This window comes from Cellulophaga sp. F20128 (genome assembly GCF_023015805.1).
Taxonomy (GTDB): domain Bacteria; phylum Bacteroidota; class Bacteroidia; order Flavobacteriales; family Flavobacteriaceae; genus Cellulophaga.
On the sequence record NZ_JALKBA010000007.1, the window covers coordinates 143,838 to 160,439 of the forward strand.

Consider the following 16,602-nt stretch of genomic DNA (forward strand, 5'->3'; position numbering starts at 1 on the left):
GTTTTTAGTTTAAAATAGTACCGTTATTCTTTCTCAAAGTAAAAAACACCCCAGCCGTAAATCGGATAGTTGGCGTTAATTGAGTGCCATCAACATTACTGTAGACTGGTATCTCTAAGCGTGCATCAAATGCCAGTCTAGGAGTGATTTGCACACCAAACTCTGGCCTCACAAAAATCCATTCCCCTCCCGTATTTGGGATATTAGACCCATCTATTTGATCACTTTTAGATTTTCTGTATTTAATGACAAGACCAGGATTAACAATAGTATTGGCTACTAAAATCTGATCAACATAACCAAGATTGGATTGTATAGCATTCCCAAATTCATATACTGCCGAATTATTTAGATAAGAATTATTTTTTCCTGTGAACCTATAGATAGTACTTGCAATTAACTGTGCCGATGGCCTAAACCCTAAATTTTTAGAAAACGACAGCCATGCTAAACCATCCCAAGCGCCACTCCCCGGTTGTAAATCGGCCGTATGCAAAATACCTTGTTCGTTTTTAGCATCAGACACGCCAAGAGGCGCCTTTATTCCCAAACCGGTTGTTAGTATCCCATTATTAGCAATAAAATTAGGAATGGCATATTTTAGCAAAAAAACAGCATCCCCTATTCCGGATGTTTCACTAAAATTTTTATTTCCAAATTGATTAATTGTCCTCGTCTGATGTACTCTTGTAAATAACAATTCTCCAGAAAATCGATCGGTTATAGAATACCCAATATTCAACAACATAGAATTGGTAATCCGTTGTCTTGAATCATCGTCTAATTTCTCAGAACCTGAATTGAGCGTACTTAAATTATTATAATCGTAATTAAGCCCTAAAAGCAAGGTTCCTTTTACTTCATTGGGTAGCCCCAAATTATTAGATAGGGGTACTCCCCCTGAACAACATGTTTGTGCTGAACCGGCACAAAACAATAATAAATGAACTACAACAAGTAGATTTCTCATTTTAAAAAGCTTAGGTATAGCTAATTAGTATCTACTTCTGCATTAACCTTACAAAAGGAAGAATGGAAAACCATTAACGGTTTGATTGAACAAATACAGACTAAGTCGTTGTAAAAGCTGTGAATACCACAAAGAACCTAAAGATTTCCACAGGGTTATAGGGTATAAACTGCTGATAAAAAAGCATAAAAAAAACGCTTCAAACTTATTTGAAGCGTTTTTATCAGTTCATTGAATAAATAATATCCCTTATTCATTTTTATGATCATCCTTTACCTTTTCATCTCTATACAAACAACAGGCATGTATACTATTATAGGCTTTATCCGTTGCCTTTAAATTTTTAGTATCATGGCCTGCAGCTGCCACATTTTTCTGAATACTATCTATACTCGTTTTTCGTTCATCAAAAATAAGTTTAAGCTCATGTGTTTTTACATTCCAAATGGCGCTCTTTACCCCTTTTGTTTTTACACATGCCTTTTCAATACGATCTTTACACATCATACATACACCATCTACCTCTAAAGACGCCTTTGCGTTTTTATTTTGAGCAAATGCCATTGTTGAGAATAAAATTGTCAATACGAGAATTGTTCCTTTCATAATTTCTATATTTATTATTACATTTTACTTTATTTTAAACCGCAAGCCTGCATAATACATACTCCCAAAAATTGGACCATACACAAATGTTGTATCAAAATTAGCTCCAAATGGGTCATCTGATGCTAAGATAGGGTTGTCTTGACGCACATTTGTTATATTTTCCCCACCCAAATACATCTCAAATTTTGAAGAAAAAACTTTTGTTACCTGCCCATTTAATGTTGCCACTGTTGGCGTACGTTCTGGCAATTGATATTGAGCAGGATTACCAACTGTTGATGAAAAACGCTGTTGCCCCAACCAATTAAAGGTGGCATCAAACTTCCATTTTTTAATAAACTCATGTCCAAGAGTTTCATAAGATGCATTCGCAAAAAAACGATGCCTAGGTATTAATGATTTTTCTAATTTTTCAAATTCATATTGTGTTTGTATGTCATACAGCTTATATGCCAAGCGCATATCAAAATTTTCAAATACATTCTGGTTTATTTCAACTTGAAAACTATTGGCATAACTCTCACCGTCTAAATTATAAAAATGAACTGCTTGTGGGTTTTCCCAATCTACAACAATTTGGTTTTGAAAATCAGTCCTATAAAAATCAAATGTAATATCAGACTTCCTTCCAAACAAATGAAACCCTTGCAAATAAGACACTCCATAATTCCATGCAATTTCCGGATCTAGTCCATAAATTTCACCTCCTGCATTTGTGATATTTATATTTCGCGCTGTTCCAAAGATACTTTGATTTTCGGCAAAAATGTTAGCACTTCGCTTTCCACGACCAAGAGAAACCCTAAATGCAGAATTCTCCCAAGGTGAATAACGGGCGTGAATTCTAGGTGTCACAAAAAACCCAAGTCTATTGTGGTTATCTGCACGCATTCCTGCGGTAAGGGTCAGCTTATCCAAATTATCGTAGGCATATTCCAGAAACGCACCTACAGAATTGTCTATTCGCTTAAAAGCCATCGCTGTAAGCAATTCATCATAATCATCATAGGTAAAATTAATACCCGTTTTTATTTTATGTCTGGAGTCACTTATGATAGAACTATAATTAACATTAGCATACACACTGTACTGTTCTATATCATACACATTCATTCCAAAATAAGAATCTTGCTGGTGATTACTTACGGCAAACTGGGCTCCCAAATTTTGCCAAGGCAGCTCTGGGTTCACATATCCAAATTTGGCAGAAAAATCGAAACGCTCGGTATTAATTTCACTCCCCCAAGCATTGGTGGTTAACTTATCGGTCTTAGGGTTAAAATCCATTTGTCCTGTTTGTTTTTCATCCTTCATATATCTAAAATTAAAAAAACTTACAAACCCCTTTTCATTATCGGTATATTGCCAACGATTCATTAAATTCACCTGACTATAAATAGGCATATCCATAAAATCATCGTCATTTACATCGTGTTTTTTATTGTGCTTGTTGCCGTGCAAATACAATCCCGTACTCCATTTACTACTCAACTGCTTATTGATATGCGTATTTAACTCTAAGCGCTCACTACTAGCCCCATATAGATTTAAAAAGAAGGCATGGTCTCGTGAGGGTTTTTGAAGTTCCGCATTAATTTGACCCGCAATACTCTCATAACCATTAACCACACTCCCCGCTCCTTTGGTAATTTGGATACTTTCTACCCAAGTTCCCGGTATAAAACTCAATCCATACGCCTGTGAAGCACCGCGAACCGACGGAATGTTTTCTGTGGCAATTAATATATACGGACTTGTTAATCCCAACATTTTTATTTGACGTGTTCCAGAAATGGCATCGGCAAAATTTACATCGATAGATGGATTGGTTTCAAAACTTTCAGACAAATTACAACAGGCTGCTTTTAACAACTCGTCACTGCTTACAATCATTGTATTTTGCGCTTGTAAGAATAATTTAGAAGTAGCCTCCCTTTTTGCAATTACTGTTACTTCATCTAAAGTACTTGTTGGTTCTAACACATGCCGAATGGACTTGGGTTCAGAAATTAACAATGTATCTGTTTTATACCCTACAAAACTAATCACTAGGGCTTTGTAATTTGATTTATAAGGGATTGTAAATTTTCCATCCACATCAGTCACAACCCCAATGGTTGTATTTAACCAATATACGTTTGCACCTAGCAAAGGCAAGTCTTTACTAGCTGCATTTTTCTCCAGGATGGTTCCACTAAGCGAATGCTGAGACAACACCACTATGGGAAATAACAAGAGTATAAATAATAATTTATGCATTTAACTGTATTGTTTTATAGCATAGTATTTTTAGGACTATACAAAATAATATAAAATAGTTTGATTTTTTTGTTGAGATCGCAGCACTGTTTATGGCTACAAACAGCGGTATTATATTCCTATATAATAAAAACCTGATCTAAGATATGAATCTCTACAATCCTTTCTGGAGGTGAATAATTTGCATACAGCTGCTTGGCGTGCTCAAAGTTGCTAAGAAAAGCTATAAAAGAACAAGGTGTGTTCGCCAAAAAATATTTTTGTTGAATATTAGAATGATCAATGGCTTTAGCAGTTAACCTATCCAATCCCTTTACCACATCTACCACTCCTTGACAACAATGATTTTCTACAACCTCATTTGCAGGCTCACAACCAATAGGAATACAGTCAAATTCATCCAAAAACAGCGTAACACCTACAAGTTCTCCTCCACAAAAATGTTTTTCAATGGCAAAAGACATCGTAGAAGCAAGCACTAGAAAAACTAATACTACAGAAAGCACCTTATGTACAAGTTGTTTTATCACATTTCAAATTTATAAAAAATTAGCGTAGTTCCATATAAAACTAAAGACAATAAACAGAAGAGGTGATAATTACAAAATAACTTATATTTTTACCTAAAATTTTCAAACCTAACAAATGCTTCAATCCCTTACCCCTAAAGTTTTAGACCTTATAAATAGTAACGTCCACAATACCGATGAGCGCCTTTTAAGTATCTGTGAATTATTAGAAAAAAATGTTCCACATTACAACTGGGTTGGTTTTTATTTTAAAAACGGCGATAAAAATGAATTAAAATTGGGACCCTATGTAGGTGCTCCCACGGATCATACTATAATTCCCTTTGGCAAAGGTATTTGCGGACAAGTTGCCGTTTCCAATAAAAACTTTATTGTACCCGATGTAAAAGCACAAGATAATTACATTGCATGTAGTATCACTGTTAAAGCAGAAATAGTAATTCCTATTTTTATCAATGGTGAAAATATTGGACAAATAGACATCGACTCCAACACTTTTGACCCTTTTACTAAGGAAGATGAAACGTTTTTAGAGTTTATATGTGCAGAAGTTGCTAAAATTCTTTAAAACTTTGTGTTTTTGTTAATAAACCATTGCTGTTCTTAAAATCAAAAAAATTACTTTTGTGCCCTTATTCAATCCTTTACTAATAAGTACAAAAAAATGAGTACCACAAAAAAAGCTACATCGGCATTAATTTCTGTTTTTCATAAAGATGGATTAGAACCTTTGGTAAAAAAGTTTAATGAACTTGGAATAACAATTTATTCTACCGGCGGCACAGAAAAATTCATTAAGGAATTAGGAATTCCTGTTATACCTGTAGAAGATGTAACGAGCTATCCTTCTATTTTAGGTGGTCGTGTAAAAACTTTACACCCTAAAGTTTTTGGTGGCATTTTAAATAGGCAAGACAATGAAAATGACCAAGCCCAGTTAGCTGAGTTTGAAATTCCACAATTAGATATTGTAATCGTTGACCTATATCCTTTTGAAAAAACGGTTGCCAGTGGTGCGTCTGAACAAGATATTATTGAAAAAATTGATATTGGCGGGATTTCCTTAATTCGAGCGGCTGCCAAAAACTTTAAAGATGTACTTTGTGTTTCTTCTATGGAAGACTACAGTGAGGTACTAGATATAATTACGGCCAGTAACGGCACAACAACCCTTGAAGATAGAAAGCGTTTTGCCGCTAAATCTTTCAATGTGTCTTCGCATTACGATACTGCAATTTTCAACTATTTCAATGCAGAAAAAGAAGAAACTGTTTTAAAAATAAGCGAAACCCAAGGAAAAGCATTGCGCTACGGAGAAAATCCACACCAAAAAGGATTCTTTTTTGGAGATTTTGATGCCATGTTCAACAAACTTCACGGCAAAGAATTGTCGTACAACAACTTATTAGATGTAGACGCTGCCATTAACTTAATGAACGAGTTTAAGAATGACGAGCCTACCTTTGCTATTTTAAAACACAACAATGCATGCGGACTAGCATCTAGAAGCACTTTACACCAAGCCTACGTTGATGCATTGGCTGGTGATCCTGTTTCTGCCTTTGGTGGGGTTTTAATTAGCAACAAAGAAATAGACAAAGCAACAGCAGAAGAAATCCACAAACTATTTTGTGAAGTGGTTATTGCACCAAGTTATACTGACGAAGCTTTGGAAATAGTTAAAGGAAAGAAAAACAGAATTATTTTAATACAGAATGATGTTGCCCTACCTGACACTTTGGTTAGAACCTGCTTAAATGGTGTTCTCGTGCAAGAAAAAGACCATAAAACAGATACCATAGAAGATTTAACGAACGCTACAGAAACAAAACCAACTGCATCAGAAATTGAAGATTTAATATTTGCATCGAAGTTGTGTAAACACACAAAATCGAACACCATTGTACTTGCTAAAGGAAAACAACTTTGCGCTAGTGGAACAGGACAAACTTCAAGAGTAGATGCCTTAAACCAAGCCATACACAAAGCAAAGTCGTTTAACTTTGATTTAGACGGAGCTGTAATGGCAAGTGATGCCTTTTTCCCTTTCCCAGACTGCGTGGAAATTGCTGGCACTAACGGAATTACAAGTGTTATTCAACCTGGAGGGTCTATAAAGGACCAATTAAGCGTAGATTATTGCAATGAACACAAAATTTCTATGGTTATGACTGGCACACGTCATTTTAAACATTAATTTTGTTACATTCATCGATTAAACTTACTTTTAGTCCAGAAACTAATTTTTAATACATGGGATTTTTTGATTTTTTTACAGAGGAAATAGCGATCGACTTAGGAACAGCTAACACTCTAATAATACACAATGACAAAGTTGTTGTTGATAGCCCGTCTATAGTTGCTAGAGATAGAATTAGCGGAAAAATAATTGCAGTTGGGAAAGATGCCAACATGATGCAAGGTAAAACCCATGAGAACATAAAAACAATTAGACCGTTGAAGGATGGTGTAATTGCAGATTTTGATGCATCGGAAAAGATGATCAATATGTTCATTAAAAACATTCCTGCCTTAAAAAAGAAATGGTTTCCACCCGCTTTACGGATGGTGATTTGTATTCCTTCGGGCATAACTGAAGTAGAAATGCGAGCGGTAAAAGAATCTGCTGAGCGTGTAAATGGCAAGGAAGTGTATCTTATACACGAACCAATGGCTGCGGCCATAGGAATTGGCCTAGACATTATGCAGCCCAAAGGAAATATGATTGTTGATATAGGTGGTGGTACCACAGAAATTGCAGTTATTGCATTGGGTGGGATTGTATGTGATAAGTCTGTGAAAATTGCAGGTGATGTTTTTACTAATGATATTATTTATTACATGCGTACCCAACACAATCTTTATGTTGGAGAAAGCACTGCTGAAAATATAAAAATAACGATTGGTTCTGCCACAGAAGATTTACAGGAACCGCCAGAAGAAATGTCTGTACAAGGAAGAGATTTGTTAACTGGTAAACCAAAACAAGTTTCTATATCATACCGTGAAATTGCAAAAGCATTGGACAAATCTATTTTAAGGATTGAAGATGCTGTTATGGAAACACTATCACAAACCCCGCCAGAGTTAGCTGCCGATATTTACAATACAGGTATTTATCTTGCAGGTGGAGGCTCAATGCTTAGAGGGCTAGACAGAAGATTATCTCAAAAAACAGACTTACCTGTTTATATTGCCGAAGATCCTTTGCGTGCCGTAGTTAGAGGTACCGGTATAGCACTTAAAAATTTAGACCGTTATAAAAACATTCTAATTAAGTAGCGACTTAATTAGAATGTTTTTATAATTTTTTATAGCGTTAACCTCGCCAATACGTAAAATGAATGCAACAGATTATAAACTTTTTAATAAAAAACAAGAATGGACTTCTTTATGTTTTTTTATTAACGATTGCATTAGGACTTACGGTTCAATCTAACTCATACCACCAGTCCAAATATTTTAATTCTACCAATTGGTTTGCTGGTAATATTTATCAAACGTCATCGAATATAACCACCTATTTTTCATTAGAACAAGAGAACAAAACACTCTTAGATGAAAACAAAAGATTGCGCCACCAACTTTTTAACCAAGCCCTAGAATTCATAGATAGTATTCCACTAGACACTACACTATCTTATAACCTTATCACCGCAAATGTTGTAAAAAATAGTTATTCCCTCAGCAAAAACTACATCACCATAAACGCAGGACAAAAACAAGGTCTTGAACAAGATATGGGTGTTATGACAGCCAATGGCATCATTGGAATTATAGAACGCACCTCCCCTAAATTTTCCATAATACAAAGCATTCTAAATACAAAGTCTACCATAAATGCCAAATTAAAAAACTCCAATTACTTTGGATCTTTGGTTTGGGATACCAAAGACTTTAATACAGTACAACTTACAGATATCCCTAGAATGGTAGAAATTAAAGAAGGTGACACTGTTGTCACAGGTGCTATGTCTAGTATATTTCCTGAAAACATTCCGATTGGAACAATAACAGACTACAGTTTAAATACCTCTGAAAATTCATACAATATCAACATCAGCTTGTTTCAAGATATGGCGAATGTTAAGAATGTTTATATCATTAAAAATGAAAATTTAACAGAGCTTAATGAACTAGAAAAAGGAATTGAATAAAGATGAACAGTAAGACAATAGTACATATCATTCGCTTTTTCTTTCTTGTACTTGCCCAAGTACTGGTATTTAATAATCTTAATTTTTTAGGGTTTATCAACCCTATGATATACATTTTATATTTTTATTGGTACCCTGTAAAAGAGAACAGGGCCATATTACTTCTTGCTAGTTTTATACTAGGGTTAACCATAGATTTATTCTCAGACACTATGGCCATCCATACGGTTTCATGTTTAACTATAGCCTATATGAGATCTGGGATTATGCGATTTTGTTTTGGCGTAAACTATGATTTTCAAAATTTTAAATTAGCATCGACAACCACACTACAGCAAATTACATTTTTAGCATTGCTCATTTTATTTCACCATTTTATATTCTTTTTCCTAGAAATTTTCAGTTTCAGTAATTTGTTATTAATTTTAAAGAAAGTTTTAATTGTTGGCGCCGCATCATTAGTGCTATCTTTGCTGATAAGATCATTGTTTAGTATTCAGAAAAAATGAAAAAAGTATTATTATCTTCAATAATAATCCTGATAGGTTTAACCTTTTTGGGCAGACTATCTTTTTTACAAATTTTTAGCTTTTCACCAGATCAAATCTTAGAAGACACTGCTATAAAACCGGTTTATGACTATCCCGAAAGAGGATATATTTACGACAGAAACGGCAAATTACTGGTAGCCAACCAAGCGGCTTATGACGTTATGGTTATTCCAAGAGAGGTAAAACCCTTAGACACTTTAGAATTTTGTAATTTAATTGGAATTGACAAGCTTAAGTTTATCGATAAATTAAAAAAAGCAAGAATTTATTCTCCTAGGTTACCTTCTGTTGTGGTATCTCAGCTTTCAAAAGAAGATTACGCTAGATTGCAGGAAAAAATGCGGAAATACGAAGGGTTCTACATTCAAAAAAGATCCTTACGGTATTACGACACCGAAAGTGCTGCCAACGCCCTTGGTTACATTAGTGAAGTTACCCCAGCCGATTTAAAGAAAAACCCCTATTACGCTCAAGGAGAATTAAAAGGAAAAACTGGTGTAGAGAAGTATTACGAAAATATATTAAGAGGTACCAAGGGTGTAAAATACATTCAAAAAGATCGATTTAACAGAGATATTGGCCCCTATAAAGATGGCGCTTTGGATACACTTCCTAAACCTGGAAAAGAGATTTACCTTACCATTGACAAGGAATTGCAAGAATACGGTGAAAGATTAATGGTAGGGAAACGCGGAGGCATTGTAGCCTTAGATCCTAGCTCTGGAGAAATTCTATCGTTAATATCAGGTCCAACCTACGACCCCGCTCTCTTAGTAGGTAGAGAACGTTCTGCAAACTATAGTAAATTGTATTATGACAGTATTGCGAAACCCACTTGGGATAGAAGTTTGGAGGCCCAAGAATCACCCGGATCTCCATTTAAGGTTATAAATGCCCTGATTGCGCTACAAGAAAATGTCATGACCACAACAGACAAAATAACTTGTTACAATGGTTTTTATGTGGGTAAAAACAGAATAAAAAGAGGTTGCCATTGTGGAGGTGGCTTTCGCGATATGAATACCGGTATATACAAGTCCTGTAACGCCTATTTTGCAGGGGCTTTTAAAAAGATATTTGAGAATTTTGACAGTACTGATGATGCTATGGATATTTGGCAAAATCACGTAAAAAGTTTTGGACTAGGTAGTTATTTAGGAACAGATTTACCTGCCGGTAAACCAGGCAGAATTCCAGGAAAGGAGTATTACGATAAAATTTATGGTGACAATAGGTGGTCATGGTCCTATATTGTATCCAATTCTTTTGGGCAAGGTGAAGTATCAACAACACCTATTCAATTAGCAAATATGACTGCAGCAATTGCCAATAAAGGCTTTTATTATACGCCTCATATCCTTAAAAAAGTGGATGGTGAAATGATTACAGACCCGCAATACACTTTGCGAAAATACACCACCATAGATGCAAAGCACTTTGAACCCATTATTAAAGGAATGGAGAATGTATACAAACTTAGTGGTGGTACCGCACACTGGTTGCAAGTACCTGGCATAAACATTGCCGGAAAAACAGGTACTGTAGAAAATTTCACGAGAATAGATGGTGTACGAACGCAACTAACAGACCACTCAATATTTGTGGCTTTTGCCCCTGTAGAAAATCCAAAAATAGCATTGGCCATATTTATAGAACACGGGTATTACGGCGGTCGATTTGCAGGTCATATTGCTTCATTAATGATAGAAAAGTATCTAAAAGGAGAAATCACGCGAAAAGATCTTGAGAAAAAAATGCTTGAAAAAACATTAGAAAAAGAATACGCAAAACCCTATAGTGGCAAACCGTTTATTATTAATGAAAAAGTTTGGTAATAGATGAATAAACCCCACTTCCTATGTTTATTACAAATCAATAACAAAAAGCAACAACTTTTAAGATAAGCCTATATGTCTGGTAAAATGCTTTTAAAAAGAATTGATTGGCTTACTGTTTTCATATACTTTGCCTTAACCGCAATTGGTCTATTAAGCATTTATTCAAGCTCTTATTCTGAAACAAATCCTTCAATTTTAGACTTTAGCACCCTATACGGAAAGCAATTTTTCTTTATTTGCATTAGTTTACTAGCCATAATATTCATTTTTGCCATTGAAGCCAATTTATTTGAGCGCTTTTCAAGTGTTGCCTATGTCATTGGTATTGTATTACTCATTGGTTTATTCCCCTTTGGAAAAACCATTTCTGGGGCTACATCTTGGTATAACTTAGGCTTTTTTAACCTGCAACCCTCAGAGCTTGCCAAAGTAGCAACAGCACTTGCCTTAGCCAAATACCTCAGTGATATTCAAACAGACATAAAAAGAACCAAAGACCAGTTATATGCTTTTGGATTACTTCTTATTCCTGCCTTTCTAATTGTTTTACAACCGGATCCTGGAAGTGGTATTGTTTTTCTTGCACTAACCTTTGTTTTGTTTCGAGAAGACCTCCCCATTTACTATTTAGTAGTAGGTATGGTTATGCTCTTAATATTTATTGCGACCCTAAAGTACGGTACCATATGGGTAGTTATTAGTATAAGTATATTAATTGCCCTATTCTACCTTACAAAAAGAGCGAGTTTAAAAGTTTCAGCAATTCCTATAATTCTATTTTTTGTCACCTCCGTTCTAATTTCCATTTCTGTACGGTTTGTATTTGATTCTGTTTTTGAACAACGTCATAGAGACCGATTTAGTTTATGGCTTCGATTGGAAAAAGATCCTAAAAAACTTGAAGAAATCAGGAAGACTATTGGTTACAATACCTACCAATCTGAAAAAACCATTGAATCTGGTGGTTTTTTTGGAAAAGGTTTTTTACAAGGAACACGAACAAAAGGAGATTTTGTACCAGAACAACATTCCGATTATATTTTTACAACAATTGGCGAAGAATGGGGGTTTTTAGGCACAGCCACGGTTATCTTACTATTCTCCTTCCTATTATTGCGCTTAGTAGCAATTGCAGAACGACAAAAAAATGCCTTTAGCAGAATTTATGGTTATGGCGTAATATCTATTCTATTTGTCCATTATTTAATAAATATAGGAATGGTTATAGGATTACTACCTACCATTGGCATACCCTTACCCTTCATGAGTTATGGAGGCTCTGGCCTACTTGGTTTTACCTTGCTATTGTTTATTTTTCTAAAATTAGACGCAAATAGATTAAAGGAATGGGATTAAAATTTCCATGAATTTGTGTCCACTTTTTTTTCTAGAATAGTTTCTCTTTCTTCGGCTAGGTTTTCAAAAAAATCGATACCCGTTAATTTTTCTATACGATCTACAGAAACCATAAAAGAGACTAAAGATTTTGTACTTTCCTTATGTGGGAATAAAAAAGCGGCTACTTTTAGGTTGTTGGGAGTTCCTTTCGCTACTATTTTATAGAAATAATTGGGCACTGCCACATCTTCCTCCCCTATTTCTTCCAGGCCTTTTTCTAAAATACCACCTGTAATGACATAAATTTCTTTTTCTTTTTTTGCCCAAGTCCGCACTTGTATCTCCAACTTGTTCCAAATCCCCGCATTGAAATCATTTTTTTGAGGAGTAATATTGCTTGTATAAAATGTTTCATTATAGGCGTATTCCGAAAATCTACGATCACCCGCAGGGCAAAGATGCCCCCTATCAAAACCCGACCCTTTGTAATTGCGCCAGTCTGCCGATTTCGTTTTCACTTTAGGGTCTTCAATAAAATAAGGTCTTTTTCTATCATCATAGGTTAAATGCTCTTTTTTTAAGACATAGGCAACCCACTCGGCTTGCTCGTATTGTTCGTTATAAGACAGGGTATAATGATTATGACTAACAACATCTCCAGTGGTTGAACTCGCCTTTAGATAGCTTGCAATGTCTGTTGTTGAGCCTTTAGCTGCTGGGGCAGTATACAATGCCGGAGTATAAAAATTTTCAAACAACCAAAAACCTATAATGCAAAGTATAGAGAGTATGGTAAATACCTTTTTCTTATTCATACAACAAAGATAATCTTCCCAAACAAAACAGGACCAAATAAAAAGGCTCGGTTTATTTCTAAACCGAGCCTTTTTATTTTATGTTCAATCCATTAGCCTTTAACCGCAGCTACCTTATTGCTTTTAATATTATTCATCTTTAAATCTTCTAAGACACTTAACGCCTCTTCTACATAGACATCTCTAGATAGATCTTTATGCCATCGATCTCTTTTTTCTTTAAGAACAGAATCCTTAACAAAGAGATTTTTTTCATAATCCAAAGACTCAAAGCTCAAATTGGTTTTATAATCAAAAATACCTTTGAAGTGTTCCGCTTTTTTAATCAATTTATCTTTATCAACCTTGTAATCATTATAACTTAAAGAGACCACATTCTCATCTTGTTGCTCTTTTATCCATTTGGCATTTTCCTCTATTAATTTTAATTGAGCATTCGTAGACATACGCTTAGCACTATTTGCTATGGTTTCTTTATAATCAATATAGCCATCCCAAGGGGTATAATTTGCAGGACTTATTTTATCCCAAGCCAAAGGGTTTTGTTGCCCTCTTTCTCCTATGTCTATATAGCTATACTTGTCTGGAACTACCACATCACTTTTTACACCTTCCAATTGGGTAGAGCCTCCATTTATTCTATAAAATTTTTGAGTCGTAACTTTTAATGCGCCTAAATCTCCATGTTCATTACTACGAACAATATTTGACAAGGACCATACATTCTGAACCGTTCCTTTTCCAAAGGTTTGCTTGCTACCAATAACAACACCACGCTTATAGTCTTGCATAGCTGCCGCCAATATTTCTGAAGCTGAGGCAGACAATTCATTTACCAACAACACTAATGGTCCATCCCACTGAATACGTTCGTCTTTGTCTTCATGCACTTCTTTTTCATCAGTACCAACAGACGACTTAACTTGTACGATAGGCCCGTCTTTAATAAAAAGTCCAGCCATTTCTACAACCGTACGCAAAGAACCTCCTCCATTATCTCTTAAATCTAAAACCAAGCCTTCCATTCCTGCCTGCTTTAGTCTTTCTATTTCTTTGGCTACATCTGAAGCAGCATTACGATTGTTGTAATCCTTAAAGTCTACATAAAATTTAGGAAGATTAATTATTCCGTATTTATGATCATCTTTGGTTACCGTAGCCGTTTTAGCATAAGATTCTTCCATCTCTACTAAATCTCTCGTAATTTTCACTACTTCTACAGCACCATTTACTTTTTTAATTGTTAAATATACTATAGATCCTTTTGGACCTTTTATCAATTTAATAGCATCCTCTAACTGCATTCCCTTAATATCAACAGGCTCTTCATTGGCTTTCTGCCCGACCTTCACAATTTCATCGCCAACCTCTATACTTTGATCTCGCCATACGGGTCCACCAGAAATAACTTCTACAATTTTAACCTGGTCTTTCTTTTTTTGTAATCTAGCACCAATTCCTTCAAATTTCCCAGACATGCTAACATCAAATTTATCCTTGTCTTCTGGCGCAAAATAATAGGTATGAGGATCAAAACCTTCAACTATTGTATTCACATATTGCCCAAACCAATCCTCACGATCTAGCTCGTTATTGATAAAATCGAAGAAATCATCTAAGGTCGTTTTGGTTACTTCTCTAGCCGCAGCTTCTGCCTCTTTTTTAGATAATTTATGCTTAATCTTCTCTTCTACAAATGCTTCAGCATCTGCAGAAGAAACATCTCCATCTGTAAGCTTACTATCATACGTACCTATGGTAGCATATTTTAGCTGCTTGCGCCATCTTTCTTTAAGCTCCTTTTTTGATGCCGCAAAAGTTTGATCTTCATAATTAATATCTATTGACTCAGAAACATCGTAGTCAAAAGGCTCACTTAAAATTTCTTTGTAGATGACTTCCACATCTGCCATACGTTTCATCAACCTTTTATGAACAATGTCGAAAAAGCTAATATCCGTATTCTTAATCTGGTCATCTATTTGAAACTTATATTTTTCAAACTCCTTAATATCGCTGTCTAAAAAATATCTTTTAGTAGGATCCAAAACATCAATAAATCCTTCAAAGACTGTTACTGAGAAGTCGTCATTAATATCCTTTGGCTCATAATGTCCTTTCTCTAACATATATGCGATGATCTCTATCAGTAATTTGTCTTTATCATTCGCAGTATCAAAAGATTTATTTGTAAAGCTACATGAAGCAACCGCAAACAACATTCCTAATAACACAACTATTAAGTTCTTTTTCATCTATTTTCTATTTTACTTTTAGCAAGAGCTAAAACTTACTTTAATTAAGTCTTTGTATGTAACTTTTATATATTCTACCAATATACTGAAAAAACTATGCCAGTTTATAAATAGTGGCTGTTTTTTAACCAATTTTAAGATATTTATGCCCTTTCAATTTTAAAAAGCATTTCGGTAAACATATTAAAAACGTATTTTTACGGTATAAATTATACATGCATGCAAAAACCGCTAATACTTGTTACAAATGATGATGGCATAACGGCACCAGGCTTACGATCTTTAGTAAAGTTTATGAAAGAAATTGGGGATGTCGTTGTCGTTGCTCCTGATAGTCCACAATCTGGAATGGGACATGCTATCACTTTAAATAACACCTTATCTGCTAACTTAGTCACCATTGATGCAATTAATGGCGTTGAAAAGGAGTATAGTTGTAGCGGAACGCCTGCCGATTGCGTAAAAATGGGCTTACAAGAGCTTCTAGAACGCAAGCCAGACATTTGTGTTAGCGGTATAAATCACGGATCTAACTCCTCTATAAATGTGATCTATTCTGGCACTATGAGTGCCGCTATTGAAGCAGGAATCGAAGGAATCCCTGCCATTGGTTTTTCTTTATGTGATTTTTCTTGGGATGCTAATTTTGAAGACACAAAAGAATTTGTCCAAAAAATAGTACAACAATCGCTTTTAAACGGTATGCCAAAGGGAGTTGTCCTCAATGTGAATATACCTGCCAAACAGAATGAACCCATAAAAGGAATAAAAATTTGCAGACAAGCACGTGCCAATTGGAAAGAAAAATTTGACAAACGTGTAAATCCAATGGGACAAGATTATTATTGGCTTACGGGAGAGTTTGAACTCTTAGACAAAGGGGAAGATACCGACGAATTTGCGTTGGCAAATAATTATATTTCAGTAGTACCTACTCAATTTGATTTAACAGCACACCATACCATACATCAACTTAACAATTGGAATTTAAATGAACACTAAAAAAGAAGTCATCATAGGTTTTATCGTAGGAATTATTGCAAATACCTTTGGAACATTGGCGTATATTCTATTGTTTTCTGACTACGGTATTCTAGAAACATTTAAAGCGGCAATAGCTCAGGAACATGTAGGAAGTATTTTAGCGCTTGGCGCCATCCTAAATTTAGTCGCTTTTTTTCTCTTTTTAAGAGTTAAAAGAGACCACAGAGCAAGAGGTGTCCTTATTGCCACCCTATTAACAGCCCTTTTAATTCTTTACTATAAGATTTTTTAAAATC

14 protein-coding genes are annotated in these 16,602 nt (G+C 35.0%); 8 read left to right on the forward strand and 6 right to left on the reverse strand.

The window, feature by feature from the left end:
• Positions 1-4: 4 nt before the first annotated feature.
• From MWU65_RS09120 to MWU65_RS09135, 4 genes are all read right to left on the reverse strand, one after another.
• Positions 5-970, reverse strand: a complete 966-nt coding sequence (locus MWU65_RS09120; protein ID WP_247077193.1) for a hypothetical protein — start codon at positions 968-970, stop codon at positions 5-7.
• 249 nt (positions 971-1,219) lie between these two features.
• A complete protein-coding gene (locus MWU65_RS09125) occupies positions 1,220-1,576 on the reverse strand; it encodes a heavy-metal-associated domain-containing protein (protein WP_247077194.1) in 357 nt (118 codons plus the stop codon).
• 24 nt (positions 1,577-1,600) lie between these two features.
• Entirely contained in the window at positions 1,601-3,838 is a 2,238-nt protein-coding gene (locus MWU65_RS09130) for a TonB-dependent receptor (protein WP_247077195.1), read from the reverse strand.
• A 119-nt stretch (positions 3,839-3,957) separates the two neighbouring features.
• Positions 3,958-4,368, reverse strand: coding sequence for a hypothetical protein (locus MWU65_RS09135; RefSeq protein ID WP_247077196.1), 411 nt, complete (start codon positions 4,366-4,368; stop codon positions 3,958-3,960).
• Between the two features lie 115 nt (positions 4,369-4,483).
• On the opposite strand from MWU65_RS09135, the gene MWU65_RS09140 reads away from it, so the two are divergent.
• From MWU65_RS09140 to rodA, 6 genes are all read left to right on the forward strand, one after another.
• Entirely contained in the window at positions 4,484-4,936 is a 453-nt protein-coding gene (locus tag MWU65_RS09140) for a GAF domain-containing protein (protein WP_247077197.1), read from the forward strand.
• A 96-nt stretch (positions 4,937-5,032) separates the two neighbouring features.
• On the forward strand, positions 5,033-6,565 hold the full coding sequence (gene purH / locus MWU65_RS09145; RefSeq protein ID WP_247077199.1) for a bifunctional phosphoribosylaminoimidazolecarboxamide formyltransferase/IMP cyclohydrolase: 1,533 nt from the start codon (positions 5,033-5,035) through the stop codon (positions 6,563-6,565).
• A gap of 56 nt (positions 6,566-6,621) precedes the next feature.
• Positions 6,622-7,650 carry a rod shape-determining protein gene (locus tag MWU65_RS09150; RefSeq protein ID WP_247077201.1) on the forward strand — a complete coding sequence of 343 codons (1,029 nt, stop codon included), beginning with the start codon at positions 6,622-6,624 and terminating at the stop codon, positions 7,648-7,650.
• A 62-nt stretch (positions 7,651-7,712) separates the two neighbouring features.
• The gene (gene mreC, locus MWU65_RS09155) at positions 7,713-8,525 is read left to right on the forward strand and encodes a rod shape-determining protein MreC (RefSeq protein WP_247077203.1); all 813 of its coding nucleotides are present in this window, start codon (positions 7,713-7,715) and stop codon (positions 8,523-8,525) included.
• 505 nt (positions 8,526-9,030) lie between these two features.
• Positions 9,031-10,911 (forward strand): penicillin-binding transpeptidase domain-containing protein, encoded by a 1,881-nt coding sequence (locus tag MWU65_RS09165; RefSeq protein ID WP_247077208.1) that lies wholly within the window; start codon positions 9,031-9,033, stop codon positions 10,909-10,911.
• Between the two features lie 75 nt (positions 10,912-10,986).
• Positions 10,987-12,270 carry a rod shape-determining protein RodA gene (rodA, locus tag MWU65_RS09170; RefSeq protein ID WP_247077210.1) on the forward strand — a complete coding sequence of 428 codons (1,284 nt, stop codon included), beginning with the start codon at positions 10,987-10,989 and terminating at the stop codon, positions 12,268-12,270.
• Here the strand turns inward: rodA and MWU65_RS09175 are convergent.
• Positions 12,267-13,067 carry a DNA/RNA non-specific endonuclease gene (locus MWU65_RS09175; protein ID WP_247077212.1) on the reverse strand — a complete coding sequence of 267 codons (801 nt, stop codon included), beginning with the start codon at positions 13,065-13,067 and terminating at the stop codon, positions 12,267-12,269. The two genes, rodA and MWU65_RS09175, sit on opposite strands and share 4 nt — an antisense overlap.
• Positions 13,068-13,159: 92 nt before the next feature.
• Positions 13,160-15,322: a carboxy terminal-processing peptidase gene (locus MWU65_RS09180; protein ID WP_247077214.1), complete on the reverse strand. Its 2,163-nt coding sequence runs from the start codon at positions 15,320-15,322 to the stop codon at positions 13,160-13,162.
• 219 nt (positions 15,323-15,541) lie between these two features.
• Between MWU65_RS09180 and surE the strand changes: the two genes are divergently transcribed.
• Together surE and MWU65_RS09190 are read left to right on the forward strand one after the other, a co-directional pair.
• Complete coding sequence (surE, locus tag MWU65_RS09185; RefSeq protein WP_247077215.1) at positions 15,542-16,324, forward strand: 5'/3'-nucleotidase SurE; 783 nt, start codon at positions 15,542-15,544, stop codon at positions 16,322-16,324.
• Complete coding sequence (locus MWU65_RS09190; protein ID WP_247077216.1) at positions 16,314-16,598, forward strand: hypothetical protein; 285 nt, start codon at positions 16,314-16,316, stop codon at positions 16,596-16,598. Before surE ends, MWU65_RS09190 begins: the two co-directional genes overlap by 11 nt.
• The last annotated feature ends 4 nt before the right edge of the window (positions 16,599-16,602 follow it).

Excerpts from the sequence above, each read along its gene's own strand:
- MWU65_RS09120 (WP_247077193.1), bottom strand. The coding sequence starts at position 970 with ATGAGAAATCTACTTGTTGTAGTTCATTTATTATTGTTTTGTGCCGGT.
- MWU65_RS09125 (WP_247077194.1), bottom strand. The coding sequence starts at position 1,576 with ATGAAAGGAACAATTCTCGTATTGACAATTTTATTCTCAACAATGGCA.
- MWU65_RS09130 (WP_247077195.1), bottom strand. The coding sequence starts at position 3,838 with ATGCATAAATTATTATTTATACTCTTGTTATTTCCCATAGTGGTGTTG.
- MWU65_RS09140 (WP_247077197.1), top strand. The coding sequence starts at position 4,484 with ATGCTTCAATCCCTTACCCCTAAAGTTTTAGACCTTATAAATAGTAAC.
- purH (WP_247077199.1), top strand. The coding sequence starts at position 5,033 with ATGAGTACCACAAAAAAAGCTACATCGGCATTAATTTCTGTTTTTCAT.
- MWU65_RS09150 (WP_247077201.1), top strand. The coding sequence starts at position 6,622 with ATGGGATTTTTTGATTTTTTTACAGAGGAAATAGCGATCGACTTAGGA.
- mreC (WP_247077203.1), top strand. The coding sequence starts at position 7,713 with ATGCAACAGATTATAAACTTTTTAATAAAAAACAAGAATGGACTTCTT.
- MWU65_RS09165 (WP_247077208.1), top strand. The coding sequence starts at position 9,031 with ATGAAAAAAGTATTATTATCTTCAATAATAATCCTGATAGGTTTAACC.
- rodA (WP_247077210.1), top strand. The coding sequence starts at position 10,987 with ATGTCTGGTAAAATGCTTTTAAAAAGAATTGATTGGCTTACTGTTTTC.
- MWU65_RS09175 (WP_247077212.1), bottom strand. The coding sequence starts at position 13,067 with ATGAATAAGAAAAAGGTATTTACCATACTCTCTATACTTTGCATTATA.
- MWU65_RS09180 (WP_247077214.1), bottom strand. The coding sequence starts at position 15,322 with ATGAAAAAGAACTTAATAGTTGTGTTATTAGGAATGTTGTTTGCGGTT.
- surE (WP_247077215.1), top strand. The coding sequence starts at position 15,542 with ATGCAAAAACCGCTAATACTTGTTACAAATGATGATGGCATAACGGCA.
- MWU65_RS09190 (WP_247077216.1), top strand. The coding sequence starts at position 16,314 with ATGAACACTAAAAAAGAAGTCATCATAGGTTTTATCGTAGGAATTATT.